Annotated in this window: 19 protein-coding genes; 11 read left to right on the top strand and 8 right to left on the bottom strand. The window is 31.4% G+C overall.

Going from position 1 to position 14,182, the window contains the following annotated elements:
* The first annotated feature begins 231 nt into the window (after nt 1–231).
* From ACQKCJ_RS19560 to ACQKCJ_RS19510, 11 genes are all read left to right on the top strand, one after another.
* A complete protein-coding gene (locus ACQKCJ_RS19560) occupies nt 232–564 on the top strand; it encodes an Imm53 family immunity protein (RefSeq protein ID WP_271335995.1) in 333 nt (110 codons plus the stop codon).
* A 210-nt stretch (nt 565–774) separates the two neighbouring features.
* The gene (locus ACQKCJ_RS19555) at nt 775–1,104 is read left to right on the top strand and encodes a hypothetical protein (protein WP_271335996.1); all 330 of its coding nucleotides are present in this window, start codon (nt 775–777) and stop codon (nt 1,102–1,104) included.
* A 493-nt stretch (nt 1,105–1,597) separates the two neighbouring features.
* Nucleotides 1,598–1,744: a hypothetical protein gene (locus tag ACQKCJ_RS19550; protein ID WP_271335997.1), complete on the top strand. Its 147-nt coding sequence runs from the start codon at nt 1,598–1,600 to the stop codon at nt 1,742–1,744.
* 93 nt (nt 1,745–1,837) lie between these two features.
* Nucleotides 1,838–2,077 (top strand): hypothetical protein, encoded by a 240-nt coding sequence (locus ACQKCJ_RS19545; RefSeq protein ID WP_427402745.1) that lies wholly within the window; start codon nt 1,838–1,840, stop codon nt 2,075–2,077.
* A 2-nt stretch (nt 2,078–2,079) separates the two neighbouring features.
* Complete coding sequence (locus ACQKCJ_RS19540; RefSeq protein WP_427402744.1) at nt 2,080–2,466, top strand: hypothetical protein; 387 nt, start codon at nt 2,080–2,082, stop codon at nt 2,464–2,466.
* A gap of 354 nt (nt 2,467–2,820) precedes the next feature.
* Nucleotides 2,821–3,387 (top strand): hypothetical protein, encoded by a 567-nt coding sequence (locus ACQKCJ_RS19535; protein ID WP_271336000.1) that lies wholly within the window; start codon nt 2,821–2,823, stop codon nt 3,385–3,387.
* 552 nt (nt 3,388–3,939) lie between these two features.
* Entirely contained in the window at nt 3,940–4,383 is a 444-nt protein-coding gene (locus tag ACQKCJ_RS19530; RefSeq protein ID WP_427402743.1) for a hypothetical protein, read from the top strand.
* A 216-nt stretch (nt 4,384–4,599) separates the two neighbouring features.
* Nucleotides 4,600–4,968, top strand: coding sequence for a hypothetical protein (locus ACQKCJ_RS19525; protein WP_427402742.1), 369 nt, complete (start codon nt 4,600–4,602; stop codon nt 4,966–4,968).
* A 51-nt stretch (nt 4,969–5,019) separates the two neighbouring features.
* A complete protein-coding gene (locus ACQKCJ_RS19520; protein ID WP_271336004.1) occupies nt 5,020–5,220 on the top strand; it encodes a hypothetical protein in 201 nt (66 codons plus the stop codon).
* A gap of 117 nt (nt 5,221–5,337) precedes the next feature.
* On the top strand, nt 5,338–6,126 hold the full coding sequence (locus ACQKCJ_RS19515; RefSeq protein WP_271336005.1) for a hypothetical protein: 789 nt from the start codon (nt 5,338–5,340) through the stop codon (nt 6,124–6,126).
* A gap of 140 nt (nt 6,127–6,266) precedes the next feature.
* The gene (locus tag ACQKCJ_RS19510; RefSeq protein WP_427402741.1) at nt 6,267–6,932 is read left to right on the top strand and encodes a M15 family metallopeptidase; all 666 of its coding nucleotides are present in this window, start codon (nt 6,267–6,269) and stop codon (nt 6,930–6,932) included.
* Here the strand turns inward: ACQKCJ_RS19510 and ACQKCJ_RS19505 are convergent, their stop codons facing one another.
* From ACQKCJ_RS19505 to tsaD, 8 genes are all read right to left on the bottom strand, one after another.
* Nucleotides 6,933–7,499, bottom strand: coding sequence for a hypothetical protein (locus ACQKCJ_RS19505; protein WP_271336008.1), 567 nt, complete (start codon nt 7,497–7,499; stop codon nt 6,933–6,935).
* 2 nt (nt 7,500–7,501) lie between these two features.
* Nucleotides 7,502–8,683, bottom strand: coding sequence for a THUMP-like domain-containing protein (locus ACQKCJ_RS19500; RefSeq protein WP_427402740.1), 1,182 nt, complete (start codon nt 8,681–8,683; stop codon nt 7,502–7,504).
* A 2-nt stretch (nt 8,684–8,685) separates the two neighbouring features.
* On the bottom strand, nt 8,686–9,777 hold the full coding sequence (locus tag ACQKCJ_RS19495) for an AI-2E family transporter (RefSeq protein ID WP_271336010.1): 1,092 nt from the start codon (nt 9,775–9,777) through the stop codon (nt 8,686–8,688).
* 114 nt (nt 9,778–9,891) lie between these two features.
* On the bottom strand, nt 9,892–10,842 hold the full coding sequence (locus tag ACQKCJ_RS19490) for a zinc metalloprotease (protein ID WP_427402739.1): 951 nt from the start codon (nt 10,840–10,842) through the stop codon (nt 9,892–9,894).
* 159 nt (nt 10,843–11,001) lie between these two features.
* Nucleotides 11,002–11,496 carry a TrmH family RNA methyltransferase gene (locus ACQKCJ_RS19485; protein WP_271336012.1) on the bottom strand — a complete coding sequence of 165 codons (495 nt, stop codon included), beginning with the start codon at nt 11,494–11,496 and terminating at the stop codon, nt 11,002–11,004.
* A 10-nt stretch (nt 11,497–11,506) separates the two neighbouring features.
* Nucleotides 11,507–12,145: a DUF4159 domain-containing protein gene (locus ACQKCJ_RS19480; protein ID WP_271336013.1), complete on the bottom strand. Its 639-nt coding sequence runs from the start codon at nt 12,143–12,145 to the stop codon at nt 11,507–11,509.
* Between the two features lie 135 nt (nt 12,146–12,280).
* Nucleotides 12,281–12,994, bottom strand: a complete 714-nt coding sequence (locus ACQKCJ_RS19475; RefSeq protein ID WP_427402738.1) for a 16S rRNA (uracil(1498)-N(3))-methyltransferase — start codon at nt 12,992–12,994, stop codon at nt 12,281–12,283.
* Between the two features lie 2 nt (nt 12,995–12,996).
* Nucleotides 12,997–14,019 (bottom strand): tRNA (adenosine(37)-N6)-threonylcarbamoyltransferase complex transferase subunit TsaD, encoded by a 1,023-nt coding sequence (gene tsaD / locus ACQKCJ_RS19470; RefSeq protein WP_271336015.1) that lies wholly within the window; start codon nt 14,017–14,019, stop codon nt 12,997–12,999.
* Nucleotides 14,020–14,182 lie beyond the last annotated feature (163 nt).

The following is a 14,182-nucleotide window of genomic DNA, read 5'->3' as shown; positions in this document are numbered from 1 at the left end:
TTTTTAAACTGAACAAACTTTTTTGTATTATTGTAATCTCTTTCAAAGTGGCACCATTTCAACCGAAATGGGTGGCACGGTCCGACCGAAATACCCAGTTGATTATTCGAGAGCAGCTCATGTAAATAAAAAGACAGGTGCTAGGGTAGAAACTCCCCATATTCAACAAAATGGAAATGTTAGACCAGCAGTACAAGGTCAAGATATACCTGCAAATTAAACTTTTAAAACATGATAAATTGGATTCAAAATTGGTATACGGAAAATTGTGATGGTGAATGGGAACATCATCAAGGTATAAAAATAGAAACTCTTGACAATCCAGGTTGGAATGTTGAGATTAACTTTAATTTCACAAATACAGAAGTTAACAATGAAAATTGGAAAGTGTATGAATTCTCCGAAAATGATTGGATAGGCTATAGTATTATCGATAATATTTTTAATGCGTCTGGAGACTCTTTCAAATTAAATGTAATTTTAAAAATATTTAAATTAATAACAGAAAATAAATCTATTGATGAAGATATTGTCACAAAATTAATTAATGAAAATAAAGGGTAATGTATTTCGTGCTCCCTTATTTTGATGGTCAGCATAATAAAGGAGTTTTTAACGACAAGAACTTAATACTAGACAAGGCATTGGGGTTCCAAAAGGGGATTATATAATTGGTTTTAGGGAAATATGATACAAAAGCACGTAGATTCGTTTCTGGACGGGAATTATACGATAGTGCTAAAAAATAGATTAATTTTTTAACACATTTATAAAATGGAAAGTAATTTAAAAACAGAAAATATCGATTTAGTTCAACTTGTTGCAAAAAGACCGGCGATGTTTTCAATTCAAAATGTAGAATCTTTCTTTGTTTTTTTTAAAGGATATTCAATTGGTAAAAGTGATTCAATAGTTATTGATTTTTTTGAATCATTTAGTAATTTTGTTCATAAAAAACATCCTGAGAAGTGCTTGAAAAATATTGATAGTGATAGAATTATTAGGCTTTATAGTAGTAATGACTCTCATTCTTTAGAGCGTGTACGTTTTTTAATAGAAGAGTTTATAAGTGAAAGTGATGTGTACGAGATTAAGGAATATTAACCACGATAATGTAAAAATTCTTTCTGTCTTGACAAAGAAAATCGACAATGAATAAAAAAAATAAACCTCCAAGAAATGTGTGGTTTTATGTGTTTTAGATTATCATAAAAGGTTTTTTGATCGTTTAAAAAAGAATAACCTTATAATTTAAAAGTACTTCGTATATTACTACCCGAAACGGAAGTATTAGCCAACACTTGGAGTACATTGCCTTTGGAGAGGTATTGTTTGAGGAGCATTCCAGTTCGTTTTCTAGCCCTTATTTGATAGGGCGATCAAAGTTGTGACGAATTCTTTTGAGGATGGACTTGCATATGCAGCAGCTAAAAAACAAGCTGGATTACCAGATTATAACTTATTTAGATCTTCATGTATAGATGTTCCACAAGAAGCAATAGAAGCTGTTGTAGCAAATTGACTTAACATTCAATCAAAAAAAGATTCCCAATTTTGGGATAAACATTTAGATTTTTTCGATGCAAGTAGCTATGGTATGTATATGTTAATACCAAATCAATATTTTAATAGTTTTAATCAATTTGTAAAAAATATTAATTCAGATTTAAAAAGTAATCCAATTGTAGCTAAAAAAACTCCTATTAAGACTGTTGTAGTAGGACCAATTGAAGAACTAAAATAAACATAATGAAAAGTTTAAGAAAAAATATTTTTTTATTGCCCATTTTAATAGTGGTAATAATTTATGTAGGGTACATAGTTTTAAATGTATTCTTTGGAGGTTGGTACGGTTATGAATCCCAATAATATTATTAAAAATGAGGGACCGCAAAAACAATATTCTTTTGATAATAGATGGGCTACTCAAGTTGGTGCAGCAATCTTATGTAATCGCTTCGGAAAAGCGTCTGATAATTATCTTTCAGGTACAGGTTTTGCCGATCAAATGGTAAAAGAATATTTTAAAACAATTATTGGAGTAGGGGCAAATACTGCGCCAAAAGCATTAGATTAATTATGATAAAAAAGAAAAACATTATTCCGTTATTAATTTTATTAGCATTCTTTATTTTTGTATTGTATGGTCAGCTACGAAGTTATCAATACGAAAATAAATTAAAAGTAGATGGAGAAACGACAATTGGTAGAATTGACAGTATTGTAAGATTTCCCAAATCTTCTACAGTATTCATCTCGTATATTATATTGAACAAGAAATATAATTCTTTTGAAAGTGCGTTAGATAAAAAAATATCAGCTAAAGACATTGGGAAATTTTATGAATTCCGATATTTGTTAGATTCACCAGAAATAGTTAGAGGGAATTATTCAAAAGAGATTACAGATACTACGGCTATTTTAAAAGCTGGTTTTTCAAGAGAAGAAATGGAGTATATAAAGTAGAACAAATTTAATCAATTATAAAATGGTATTTTTGGAAAGACCATTACCAAATGCCACAAAAGATAGAAACCTCGCCAATTGGCGAGGTTTTTTTTGAAGAACGAATAACCTTAGAATTTAAAAGTACTTCGTATATTACAACTCGAAACAGAAATATTGGCCAACAGGTGACTACATCGCACTTGGTTTTATTTGAGGAGCATTCTAGTTCATTCGAGCCTTATTTGTTTAATGGGAAAGAAGAGGTGGATCCTGAGACGAATCTTAGCTATTATGGGGCTAGGTGTTTGGACGTGAAGATTTCTTTGTCGTTGCCTATTGATAATAAGAAAAAATGGTTAAAAGAATCAAAAGATGATAAAGTTATCAAAGCAGGCAAATCGCCCTGCATTATATTGTATTTTAGTTGTATTTATTTTAGTTTTTATATTGGGCTCACTAGATTTATGGGAAATTAGTTTTAATAAAGAATTAGTTAATATTGTTAAAAATATTCTTCTCTTTTCTCTGCCTTTTTTAGGATATTGGGCAGCTATAAAATTACCAAATCCTAAGAATATTAAAGATGTAACTTTGTTACCTAATACAAAAAAAATTAAAGTAAGTTTTTATAAGACTAATGGTTTTATAGAACGTAATAATCAAATATCTTTTGTTCGATTTTTCTTCGATAATGATATAGTATATATGTACTTCTGTAATTATTTAAGAATTTATGAAGGTCCTTTTTATATTATAAAGAAAGAGGTAGCAGAGCTAGGAATGTTCTACATAAATTCCATTGGTAATTATACAAATTTAGAGTTGGTTATTGAAGTTATGCCAAAAAATATATTAGATCCACATTATAAACTAGTTTTGCAAAATTTAAACAATGCTGATTATTTATTACTGCAAAAATATATTAACACAATTAAATAAGGACATAATAAAAAAAACAGTAATAATATTTTTATTTTTTAGTATCTAAAATTTCATAAGCTCAACGTTTAGATAAATGACGTAATAAAAATTTCTTTTTCTGAATATTCTAATAATCCTGCTAAAGCAGTAGAAAAGATTTATCAAACAATTATTTGGACTTCTAGATTAAAAGATGGTCTAGAGGAAATGAAGAACGAAGTGAATAAATATACGTTGATTATGTGGGTAAATATTATGGGAATGAGTTGATTGTTAAAAAACAATTTTCTGATAGTTTTGTGTTGTTTTCAGACCTTCTCAAGTCTGGGATGATGATAATCTGTTTATGAATGGTTTAAGCAATACCGTATTGATGTTGCTTCAGTTTGGGCTGCAGGAAGTATTACTTCGCCTAATTTTTTAGGTAACTATAATAGTACGGTAAATTCTTTTAATGAATTATATCAAGGGAAAAATGTTTTATACAATGGAATTTGACTTTAGATTACCTTTTGCACTGTGAATAGTGGAGTTTCAACTTATGACAATCTTAAAAAAATAATAAATGACATGATGTTTAAAAGAAATAAAAAATATTTATTATATAGAATTTTAGTCTCTCATTTTTTAATCCTATTAATAGCTATTGGTGGTAATTTGACATATGCTAACGCCATACCCTTATGGTGTATAACTATTATTCTTCCAAATTTAATTCTTTCTTTTCTTAAGAATTTAAAAGCTATAAATGTTAAAAAAGAACATATCGAATTAATTTTTAATAAATACTTTTTTAAAGAACATACTGAATCATATAAATACACTGATTTGAAATTTACGTATAAAAATGAATTTGAAGGAGCAAGTTCATTAAGCATGAAATTTAGGATTTACAAAAAAAAGGATAATAAAAGCATAATTAGTATCGGCGGTCTTCTTGATGGGTGGTATAAAAAACAGATAAATGAAATGGTAGAAGAATTAGAAAAAAAGGGAATTGAAGTAACTATATAGCATAAAATAACTAGGTATTGTTTGAGGATTCTAGTTCGTTTTCTAGTCCTTAGTTGTATAATGGATAGGGAGACGAATTTAAGTTATGATTAGGCGAGATATTTAAATTTTAGCAGGTCTTGAATTTTAACTTAATTCCTAATTTTGCGTTGTCAATAATGACTTATCTCAATTCTAAAAAAGAATTAGGATTATCTAATTCTAAAATATATTCTTATGAAAATTATCTTATCTCTGGTTGCATTTATTGCGTTTGGAATGTCACAAGCGTATGCTCAAAAATTTTCACAGCCGTCTAATAAATTTATGAAGGAAACGGTTAATGGTGTTAGTTATACCTACAAAGACGGCTATATAATTCTAAAAAATAACTCGAAGTATAATTTGCAGGATTTAAATATTTCGGCTGATTATACTGAAAACAGCGATATCAATGGATTAGCGTTTTTTGAAGATGTAAAAAAGGGAACTACTCAAAAGCAGAAAATGAATTTTAGTACTTTAAAAGATGATGTAGCTGTCGATTACAAAAAATTGAAACCGGAGTTGCTTTCATTTTCGTATTTAAAAGCGGTAAGGAATTAATTTTTATTCTACAGCTGTAGCGTGTCTTAAGGAAAACGAAATAATAAAAAAATGAATTATAATTTATTATATGCTATTTTATTTAGCCTGACGTCATTTGGGTTTTTTAAATTGCATAAATGGTGGTTAAAAGCGAGAAATGAAAGTAGGGATTCTAAATCATTTACATTTGCGGGTGCTTTAAAACATTGGATTATAATAATTGGTTTGGCCATTGCAGCTTTAATTAATTTTTTCAAAGCCATAGAATAAATATCCTAAACTGGTATAAAAAAGACCAACTCTTGTAGTTGCATTTTTCTAGAATAAACTAATTTCGAACTTTAATAAAGCCGTGGTTATTAATTTGAAAAATCAGAATTGAAAAGAATGAAATTAATCTCAAATTACCTTTTTAGTATTGCGTTACTATTTTTTATAAATTTTACAATAGCGCAAACAAAATCTCTGCTGGTACAGCGTTATTATCCAAAAGATTCAATTAAATACAGGAAAGCTGTTCCGGATGCTGAATTTAACTATGAGAGTAAATTATATGGAAAAACGAGCATGATTGTACGTTGCGAAAGTGAATATGGTCATTTTGAATTCGTTTTTAAAAAGAAAATAAATAAACTCAGTCGTACCATTGATTATAAAAACGGAGGCGTTGGCGAGGTCTACAATTTTAAAACAAAAAAATGGAATCACGAAGAGGGAACCTGGAAACATAGCGATATGACAGGAAAACCTCAGGATACTATAATTTATAGCGAGCATAATTTGTATGCTTTTGTATTGTTGCACGATCATGGAGGAATACTTGAAAAAGCTAAATTTCAGGATTTTGGTAATGTAGTGTACTGGCCGGAATTCAATTATGAAAACTGTACCATCAGTGACGAAGACAAAGACGGAAAGCCTGAATTTTATTTATCGTATATGGGAGATAGTGATGGATTAGATGCAAAACCTTTTAAGCAGATTATTTATACCATTCCTGGTAAGTCAGGCAATCAGAGTTTTACAAAGTCAAAAGCAACAGCTTATTATCCTTCCGGAAATGAAGACGATGTTTATAGAGTTGAATACGATGAGAATTGGAAACAATTATCTAAAAATATAAAACTGAAAAGCCAAAAAATAATTAAAGACCATCGTTTAAAGTACAAAGACTAATAAAAAGTGGAGCTTTTTTTAGAGAACAACAGCATACTTAAAATTCGCTTTATGCTTAATAACAGCCGTATTTGTGCGAGTCAGGTTTTTCTGTTCAGCACTTTTATCTTTATATTTACATTAAACTATACATTTTTGCAATGAAAATAAGCACATCTTCAAAACTTCAGCTTTTATTATTCTTAGGATTTATTTTGTTTGGAGTATCTGTAAAAGCTCAAAACGAAGCATATTCAAGTGAAACGACACAGGAAATTGCAGATACAACTTTTGTGAATTTAAAAGAGTATAGCAACGATTTTATCTACGATATGAAGTATGCAACCGAAGATAATTTTCTAAAAGCAAAAGTCTATGATTGTGCAGAATGCCTGTTGCGTTACAAGACAGTTAAGGCCTTAATTGCAGCAAACAAAGAATTTATGAAACAGGGATGCAAAATAAAACTTTTCGATTGTTACCGACCTTTGTCTATTCAAAAAAAAATGTGGGAGATCGTATCCAACCCCAAGTATGTTGCAGATCCTAAAAAAGGCTCCATTCACAATAGAGGAGGAGCCGTAGATATTACTGTTGTAAATGCTTATGGGATTGAACTTGAAATGGGAACCGATTTTGATTTCTTTGGTATTCAGGCGAGCCATAATTATACTAAACTACCTGTATCTGTAAAAGCAAATAGAAAATATCTTAAAACGGTAATGATAAAAAACGGTTTCAATTTTTTTGATTCAGAATGGTGGCATTATAATTTAAAAGCAGGTTTGAATGATAAAGTTTCAAATCAGAAATGGAAATGTGATTAATTATTCAACACATCTCATATTCTCCATAAAGTAAGTATTGGGGTGATAAACCTTTGCGTTTAGCTCAGAAGTTAATTCTCTTTTTACAATATAATCTTCTGTAGTCGTCAGGTATTTGATTCGCATGATTGAAACAGGAGATTTTTTTAACTCTTCATAATTTTCTTTTTTAAACATAAAAATTCCGGTATTGATACGATTATCAAAACCTTTGTCGTCGTGAATAAGCGTACCGCAATTTTCCCTGTCGATATGAATTAACGTCACTATTTTTCCGTTTTCTAATTGTAGAAAAACTTTAGAGTTTTTATCAAAGCAATTTGCTTTTATAAAATCTTTGCTTTTCTGGATAAGCTGTAAATTTAGTGTTGGCAAACCATCTGTTTGTGCCAGCGAAAAGAAGATATAATCAAATGTTCCCCCAAAATATTTTTCGCTGATAAGGTATTCGTTAGTTACTTTATAGCTGCCAATAGAGTCGTTTACATTTGTACTGTATTCACATGGTTTTTGAGCAAATGCCGTAATGGTTAAGAAGAAAAAGGTTAGTGTAATTAGTTGTTTCATATTTAAGTAATTTTTCTGCAAATTAAAACTATTTTGCTATCATTTTTATCAGTTGTAAAAAAACAATACAAATTTCCCCCATTTTTTATTTTCCACTTCTTGCGGATGTTTTCCACCGTGTCCGGAAAATTTCGTGTTGTGATATTCGCTTGCTGATTAGAGAGCGTAGTTTTCATTTCGTTTTTGCTGTACGGAATCACTTTTTCGATTTGAAAAGTACGTCCCGGAAAATCAATTAAATCATCTGAAGTATATAAATGAGAGTGTTTATGAAGTTTATTGATATTAAAAATAACACTTACTTCATCAAAACCACCGGATTTCATAATAGCGGCATTAGGCTCATAGACATATTTTTGAGGCAAATGATAATGAGCAAATACAGTTTCGTCACCTAAAGAAAATTCAAAATTTTCTATTTTATCCTTTAAAATATTAGCAGTCTTGATCGTGATTTTGCCCGAGTAGTGGTTATGAATTTCAAAGAGCAATTCTTTTACTTCATTCTCAAGTGCAATAATATGAATGTTTTTAACGAATTTAAGTTCAGATAAACCAGCCGAGAGATCTAATAACGGAGCCGTTTTTATTAAAATTGAATCTGTTTTTTCAAAATAAAAATCCAACAATTCCGGAACGTTCGGCAAACAATCTTTAAGCATAAAAACTTTGCCCTTTGCATCATTTCTGCGCGAAGGATCAATATACATCCAGTCCCATTTCTGGTTTAGTTCATTTAATACATTTGTAGAATCATTGGCATAAAACGTACAATTGTTAACTTTAAGCTGTTCGAAATTATGCTCTACAATAGCAGATAAATCCTCGTTGATTTCGCAATGTGCTATACTCTTGAATCTTTTAGAGAAATAAAAATCATCGACGCCAAAACCTCCCGTGAGATCTATTAAACTTTCACCTGAAATTAAAGAAGCCTTATAAGCCGCTGTTTTTTCAGATGAGGTTTGTTCAACAGAAACCTTACTTGGGTAAATAATATTTTCAGTCAGATACCAGGTAGGTAATTTATCTTTGGCTTTAGATTTCGCTTCTATCTGATTTAAAATTAAAATCCAGTCAATTTCAGGAAACGGATTTTTCTGAAGGGCTAATTTTGCAATCGAAGCACCACTACTTAGAGTTATAAATTCCTGAATATTAGGGTGCAAAATAGAAGTGTTCACTGTTAGATTCTTTCGGTTAATACGGAGACAATTTTGTTGTTAGGAAAAAATTCTTTCAAAATTACCTTCACCATCGTAAAAACAGGAATGGCAATAATCATCCCAACGATTCCAAAAGTAATTCCACTAATCAAAGTAACCAGAAATATTTCTAACGGGTGCGAATTTACACTTTTTGATGAAATTATAGGCTGACTCACATTATTATCAATTGCCTGAACGACTAAAAAGCCTATGATAACATAAATTGTTCTGGGTAGAATTTCTGTTTGAAAATCGCTTCCTATCATACTAATCATTGTTAAAATTCCCGCTAAAGTAGTTCCTATGATTGGTCCTATGTACGGAATAATATTCAAGATGGCACATAAAAAAGCAATAACAAAAGCATTTTGATTTCCAAAAATCATTAAAACAATTAAGTACAAAATGAATACAACCGTTAACTGAAGTAGCAAACCAATAAAATAGCGTGTTAAAAAGTGATTAATCTTAGTAATAGAATTTAAAATCTTATCCTCGTTTGTATCAGGAAGAATTTTTCTGGCACTCACCTTAAAAGCATCCTGATCTTTAATAAAGAAAAATGTGATAAAGAATACAGATACCAAACCCATTCCCATATTTGCCATAAATCCTAAAATTGAATTTAGAAAACCTGTAAAATAAGTAAAATCGATTATTGATGTTATTTTAGAATCTTTCAGGACCTTATTCAAATCCATGTGCTGGATATTGAAATAAGCTTCGATGCTTTTTTCTGTTTCAATAAATTGCTGCTGCAAACTATGCGTGTCCAGTAAAGATAAATTATTAGCCTGCGTAATAATTAAAGGCACAAATAATAATATAAAGCCTACTATTGACAATATAAAAATAACAAGGGCAGTGATAGCCGCCAAGGAGTTGCTAAATTTTAATTTATGCTTTAAAAATTGTATCAAAGGATTGGCAATAAGGCACAATAGCAATGAGATACACAAGTAAACAATTACAGTTTGTATTTCATACAGAAAATATAGAATGCTTAGAATGACAATTATTGTTGCTAAAGCTCTTAATATTCCGTTAGAAATGATTTTTGATGTTATCATGATTCGATTTTAGGATATAAATATAGGAAAAAAGCTTTTAAAACAGGGGCTTAAACAAAAAAAAGCGAGATGATATCATCCCGCTTTTCAGCATATTATTTTAATCTGTTTTTTTTAGATTCCAAAAGCGGCTCTAGGACCACCTGTAACGAATATTGCAGATATTCTGGTTTTTTGTCCCTGAGAGAACATATACATTGCATTATCATCAACATAATCCATGTAGTTCATAGTCATTTCTACAGGAGTTCCTGTGCAAGTACTGTAGTGAGGATAAGCAGGAACACCGTAATTTGCTGTATTATGAGTTGGAGTATCACTTACTAAATCGCTTCCGCAATTTGCGTCTCCCCAGATATGACGTAGATTCATCCAGTGACCTACTTCGTGCGTAGCAGTTCTTCCTAAGTTATAAGGAGCACTGCCTGAACCGGCCAGACCAAGATACTTAGAATCAATTACAACTCCGTCTGTAGCCGCTGCGCCTCCGGGAAATTGAGCATAACCCAAAATTCCGCCACCAATGGTACAAGCCCATAAGTTAAGTTTTGTTGTTGGTGAAGTTGGTGCTAAACCACCTTGTGCCACTTTCTTGACAGCATCATTTGTTCCCCAGGAAGTTTTGGTCGTAGATTTTCTAATAATCTGATCCAGAACAAATGTAATTCCTACATTCGCCTTTACGCCAGAAAATAGAGCAGGAACACTATTGTAATCTGAATTTAAGGCATTGAAATCTTTGTTTAAAACATCGATTTGAGATTGAATTTGCGCATCCGAAATGTTTTCTGCAGCAGTTCTGTATAAAACATTAACCACTACCGGAATTTCAATTTTACCATTTACAAGACGATTAGTCAGGATACTTTTACTGGTAAAAGCTTCGATTTCATTCATTCTAATGGCTAAGGTAGGATCAGCTTTTAGTTGAGCTTCAAAAACTTCCTGAGTCGCACAGCCACGTTGGGCAATAGCACTAACATTTGAATCTGATGATTCTGTTGAGTCATTTTGACAAGAAAACAGCACGAATGCTGTAAATGCGGTAATAATAACTTTTTTCATAATAATTTGGGTTTTTGTTATAAAAAATTAAAATATGGTATTTATACCGCAATTTTATAACAAAAATATATTGTAGCAAAATTTTTACAATACATTATTTGTCAGAATTTTTACAATCCCTTATATAGTCTAGTTCTTACAAAAATAAAGACAAAATTATTAAGAAGTAAATTCGTACAAAGCAATGCTTGCTGCTTGTACAACATTCATACTTGAGTTATTTCCGAACATATTAATGTGGACAATTTGGTTCGAAATTTTTAAAAGTTCATCAGAAATTCCATCAATTTCACTTCCTATCAAAAGTGCAATTTTTTGATTGTCAGGAATTACAACTTCTTTTAGAGGTTTGCTATTGCTCGCAATTTCCAAAGCGATAATTTCAAAGTTATTCTGAAGTAAATAATCAACAAGATCAGTTGTTTTTTCGATTATAGAGTGAGGTACATGAAGATGCGTACTTCTTGAGGTTTTATTGATTTTTCTGGGAGTGAGCGGAATATCTTTTCCTAAAAAAATGATGTTTTCGACGCCAAATGCTTCGCTGATTCTAAAAAGCGATCCAATATTCTGCTGAAAATAAATATGGTCACAAACCAATGTTATCGGAAATGTTTTTCTTTCAAACTGATTTTCTTCGTGAGTAAGCTGCACTGTTTTGATTTTAGTTGGTAAAGATATAATTGATAATATTGGCGCCCATTTTCAGGGCTTTTTCCCTAACGGCGAGAGGATCATTATGAACTTCGGCATCTTCCCAGCCATCGCCTAAATCGCATTCGTAGGTATATAAGAGTACTAATTTGTTTTCTACAAAAATACCAAAAGCCTGCGCACGTGTCCCGTCATGTTCATGAATTTTGGGCAATCCGTTAGGAAAAGGATATGGTTTTTGAAATATGGGATGATTTGCCGGAATTTCGATCAAATTATTATTGGGGAATATTTTTTTTATTTCTTTTCGAATATATTGGTCCATTCCGTAATTATCATCAATATGAAGAAATCCGCCGCCATTAAGATAATTTCTAAGGTTGCTAACGTCAGCGTCACTAAAAACAACATTACCATGTCCTGTCATATGCACAAAAGGATACGAAAGCAAATCAGGATTACTGGGTTCAACAGTCGATGGTTTTGCTTTTATTCTGGTATTGATATTGGCATTACAAAACTTGATCAGGTTAGGCAATGAAGTAGGATTTGCATACCAGTCACCACCTCCGCTATACTTTAGCAAAGCAATTTCTTGTGAAAAGGAAGAAACTGAAACAAGTAACAATAAGTAAAATATTCTTTTCATATAAATATATTTTTTTGTCATTTCGACGAAGGAGAAATCGCACGCGGGATTCGACAAAGATTGACGACTTTCTTTGTAGAGTTTCTAGTGCGATTTCTCCTTCGTCGAAATGACATCTTACTTTAATAATTGTCTTTAATTCGAACTTTCATTAAAAAATACCACACTGTGACATGCTACAATTGCAGCAGTTTCAGTTCTTAAACGGGTATTCCCTAAAGTAACAGGCTGATAATTGTTTTCTAAAGCCAGTGCAATTTCTTTTTCAGAAAAATCACCTTCAGGACCAATCAGCATAGTCACACTCTCATTAGGTTTCATGATTTCTTTCAATGTTTTTTTATCTGTCTCTTCACAATGTGCGATCAATTGTAAACCTTCATTTTGTTGCTTAACAAATTCCTTAAACGAAATCGCTTGATTTAATTTAGGCAAATAAGTTTCGTTAGACTGTTTCATCGCAGATAAAATAATCTTTTCAAAACGGTCCTGGTTAATTACCTTTCGCTCAGAACGATCACAAATAATTGGAGTAATTTCCTGAATTCCAATTTCAGTAGCTTTTTCCAGAAACCATTCAAAACGATCGTTCATTTTGGTCGGTGCAACGGCCAAATGCAAGCGAAATTTTGGTTCGTCAGCTTTCTTAATAGAGAGTACATTGACAATACATTTATTGTCAGATGCCAATGTAATTTCAGTTTCGAACAACAAACCCAAACCGTTTGTAACATGTAAAATGTCTGAATCTCTCTTTCGTAAAACCTTTATAATATGTCGGCTTTCTTCTTTATCAAAAGAAAAACTTTCAGTTGATTCATCGATGTCAGGATTGTAAAATAATTGCATAATTAAAATTGAATTCGCGCTTTCGAAACTACTGCTGAAGTTTCGAAACGACTTGATAAATATTTTTGATATCCTACAATTCCTATCATTGCAGCGTTATCGGTTGTGTATTCGAATTTTGGGATAAAGGTTTTCCATCCGTATTTTCCTTCTGTTTCTTTTAATCTTGTTCTGATTCCTGAATTTGCCGAAACTCCTCCGCCAATGGCAATTTGCGTGATTCCTGTTTCTTTTACCGCTAATTTCAATTTATCCATCAAAATTTCGATAATCGTATATTGAATAGAAGCGCAAATGTCATTCAGGTTTTCTTCGATAAAATTTGGGTTTTCCAGCTTTTTCTTCTGGATAAAATATAAAATCGCCGTTTTCAATCCGGAGAAACTAAAGTTCAGTCCGGGAACTTTTGGTTTAGTAAATGCAAACGCTTTCGGGTTTCCCAATTGAGCATATTTATCAATCAATGGTCCGCCTGGATAGGGAAGTCCCAGGATTTTTGCACTCTTGTCAAACGCTTCTCCAACGGCATCATCAGTAGTTTCGCCAATAATCTCCATGTCAAAAAAGCCATTTACTTTTACAATTTGAGTATGTCCGCCACTAATTGTTAAAGCTAAAAAAGGAAATTCAGGTTTGTCAAAGCCTTCTTCGTCTATAAAATGGGCTAAAATATGGGCATGCATATGGTTGACAGCAATTAACGGAATTTTTAGGGCAAGTGATAATGATTTGCTAAAAGAACTTCCAACAAGCAAAGAGCCCATTAAGCCGGGACCTTGTGTAAAGGCAATGGCTGTTAATTGATCTTTTTGTACATTTGCCTTACGAAGTGCAGCATCTATTACAGGAACAATGTTTTGTTGATGCGCTCTCGAGGCTAATTCTGGAACTACACCACCATATTGAGTGTGTATTAACTGATTTGCCACAACATTTGAGAGTACTTTGTCGTTATGTAAAACTGCGGCGGCAGTATCATCGCATGAACTTTCGATGGCAAGAATAAAAACCTCTGAATTTTGCATATAAAGGCACGAATTTTGAATTATATTTGACAAATCAAATATTTGATTTTCTTTTGTTATAAGAGAAGCCAAAATTAAAGAATTTTTATCAAAAACAGTCGTTCTTTGCCTGTTCAAAATAAATTTAAAAGAAAACTAAAATAAAAGCAGCTATCAAAAAAGT

Source organism: Flavobacterium sp. NPDC079362 (assembly GCF_050267765.1).
Classification (GTDB): Bacteria; Bacteroidota; Bacteroidia; order Flavobacteriales; family Flavobacteriaceae; genus Flavobacterium; species Flavobacterium azizsancarii.
The sequence above is the reverse complement of the archived record's forward strand: the minus strand, read 5'-3'. Positions and strand labels throughout refer to the sequence as shown.

Coding starts and splice junctions, on each gene's coding strand:
- ACQKCJ_RS19560 (WP_271335995.1), top strand. CDS start 232: ATGATAAATTGGATTCAAAATTGGTATACGGAAAATTGTGATGGTGAA.
- ACQKCJ_RS19555 (WP_271335996.1), top strand. CDS start 775: ATGGAAAGTAATTTAAAAACAGAAAATATCGATTTAGTTCAACTTGTT.
- ACQKCJ_RS19550 (WP_271335997.1), top strand. CDS start 1,598: ATGTATATGTTAATACCAAATCAATATTTTAATAGTTTTAATCAATTT.
- ACQKCJ_RS19540 (WP_427402744.1), top strand. CDS start 2,080: ATGATAAAAAAGAAAAACATTATTCCGTTATTAATTTTATTAGCATTC.
- ACQKCJ_RS19535 (WP_271336000.1), top strand. CDS start 2,821: ATGATAAAGTTATCAAAGCAGGCAAATCGCCCTGCATTATATTGTATT.
- ACQKCJ_RS19530 (WP_427402743.1), top strand. CDS start 3,940: ATGATGTTTAAAAGAAATAAAAAATATTTATTATATAGAATTTTAGTC.
- ACQKCJ_RS19525 (WP_427402742.1), top strand. CDS start 4,600: ATGAAAATTATCTTATCTCTGGTTGCATTTATTGCGTTTGGAATGTCA.
- ACQKCJ_RS19520 (WP_271336004.1), top strand. CDS start 5,020: ATGAATTATAATTTATTATATGCTATTTTATTTAGCCTGACGTCATTT.
- ACQKCJ_RS19515 (WP_271336005.1), top strand. CDS start 5,338: ATGAAATTAATCTCAAATTACCTTTTTAGTATTGCGTTACTATTTTTT.
- ACQKCJ_RS19510 (WP_427402741.1), top strand. CDS start 6,267: ATGAAAATAAGCACATCTTCAAAACTTCAGCTTTTATTATTCTTAGGA.
- ACQKCJ_RS19505 (WP_271336008.1), bottom strand. CDS start 7,499: ATGAAACAACTAATTACACTAACCTTTTTCTTCTTAACCATTACGGCA.
- ACQKCJ_RS19495 (WP_271336010.1), bottom strand. CDS start 9,777: ATGATAACATCAAAAATCATTTCTAACGGAATATTAAGAGCTTTAGCA.
- ACQKCJ_RS19490 (WP_427402739.1), bottom strand. CDS start 10,842: ATGAAAAAAGTTATTATTACCGCATTTACAGCATTCGTGCTGTTTTCT.
- ACQKCJ_RS19480 (WP_271336013.1), bottom strand. CDS start 12,145: ATGAAAAGAATATTTTACTTATTGTTACTTGTTTCAGTTTCTTCCTTT.
- ACQKCJ_RS19475 (WP_427402738.1), bottom strand. CDS start 12,994: ATGCAATTATTTTACAATCCTGACATCGATGAATCAACTGAAAGTTTT.
- tsaD (WP_271336015.1), bottom strand. CDS start 14,019: ATGCAAAATTCAGAGGTTTTTATTCTTGCCATCGAAAGTTCATGCGAT.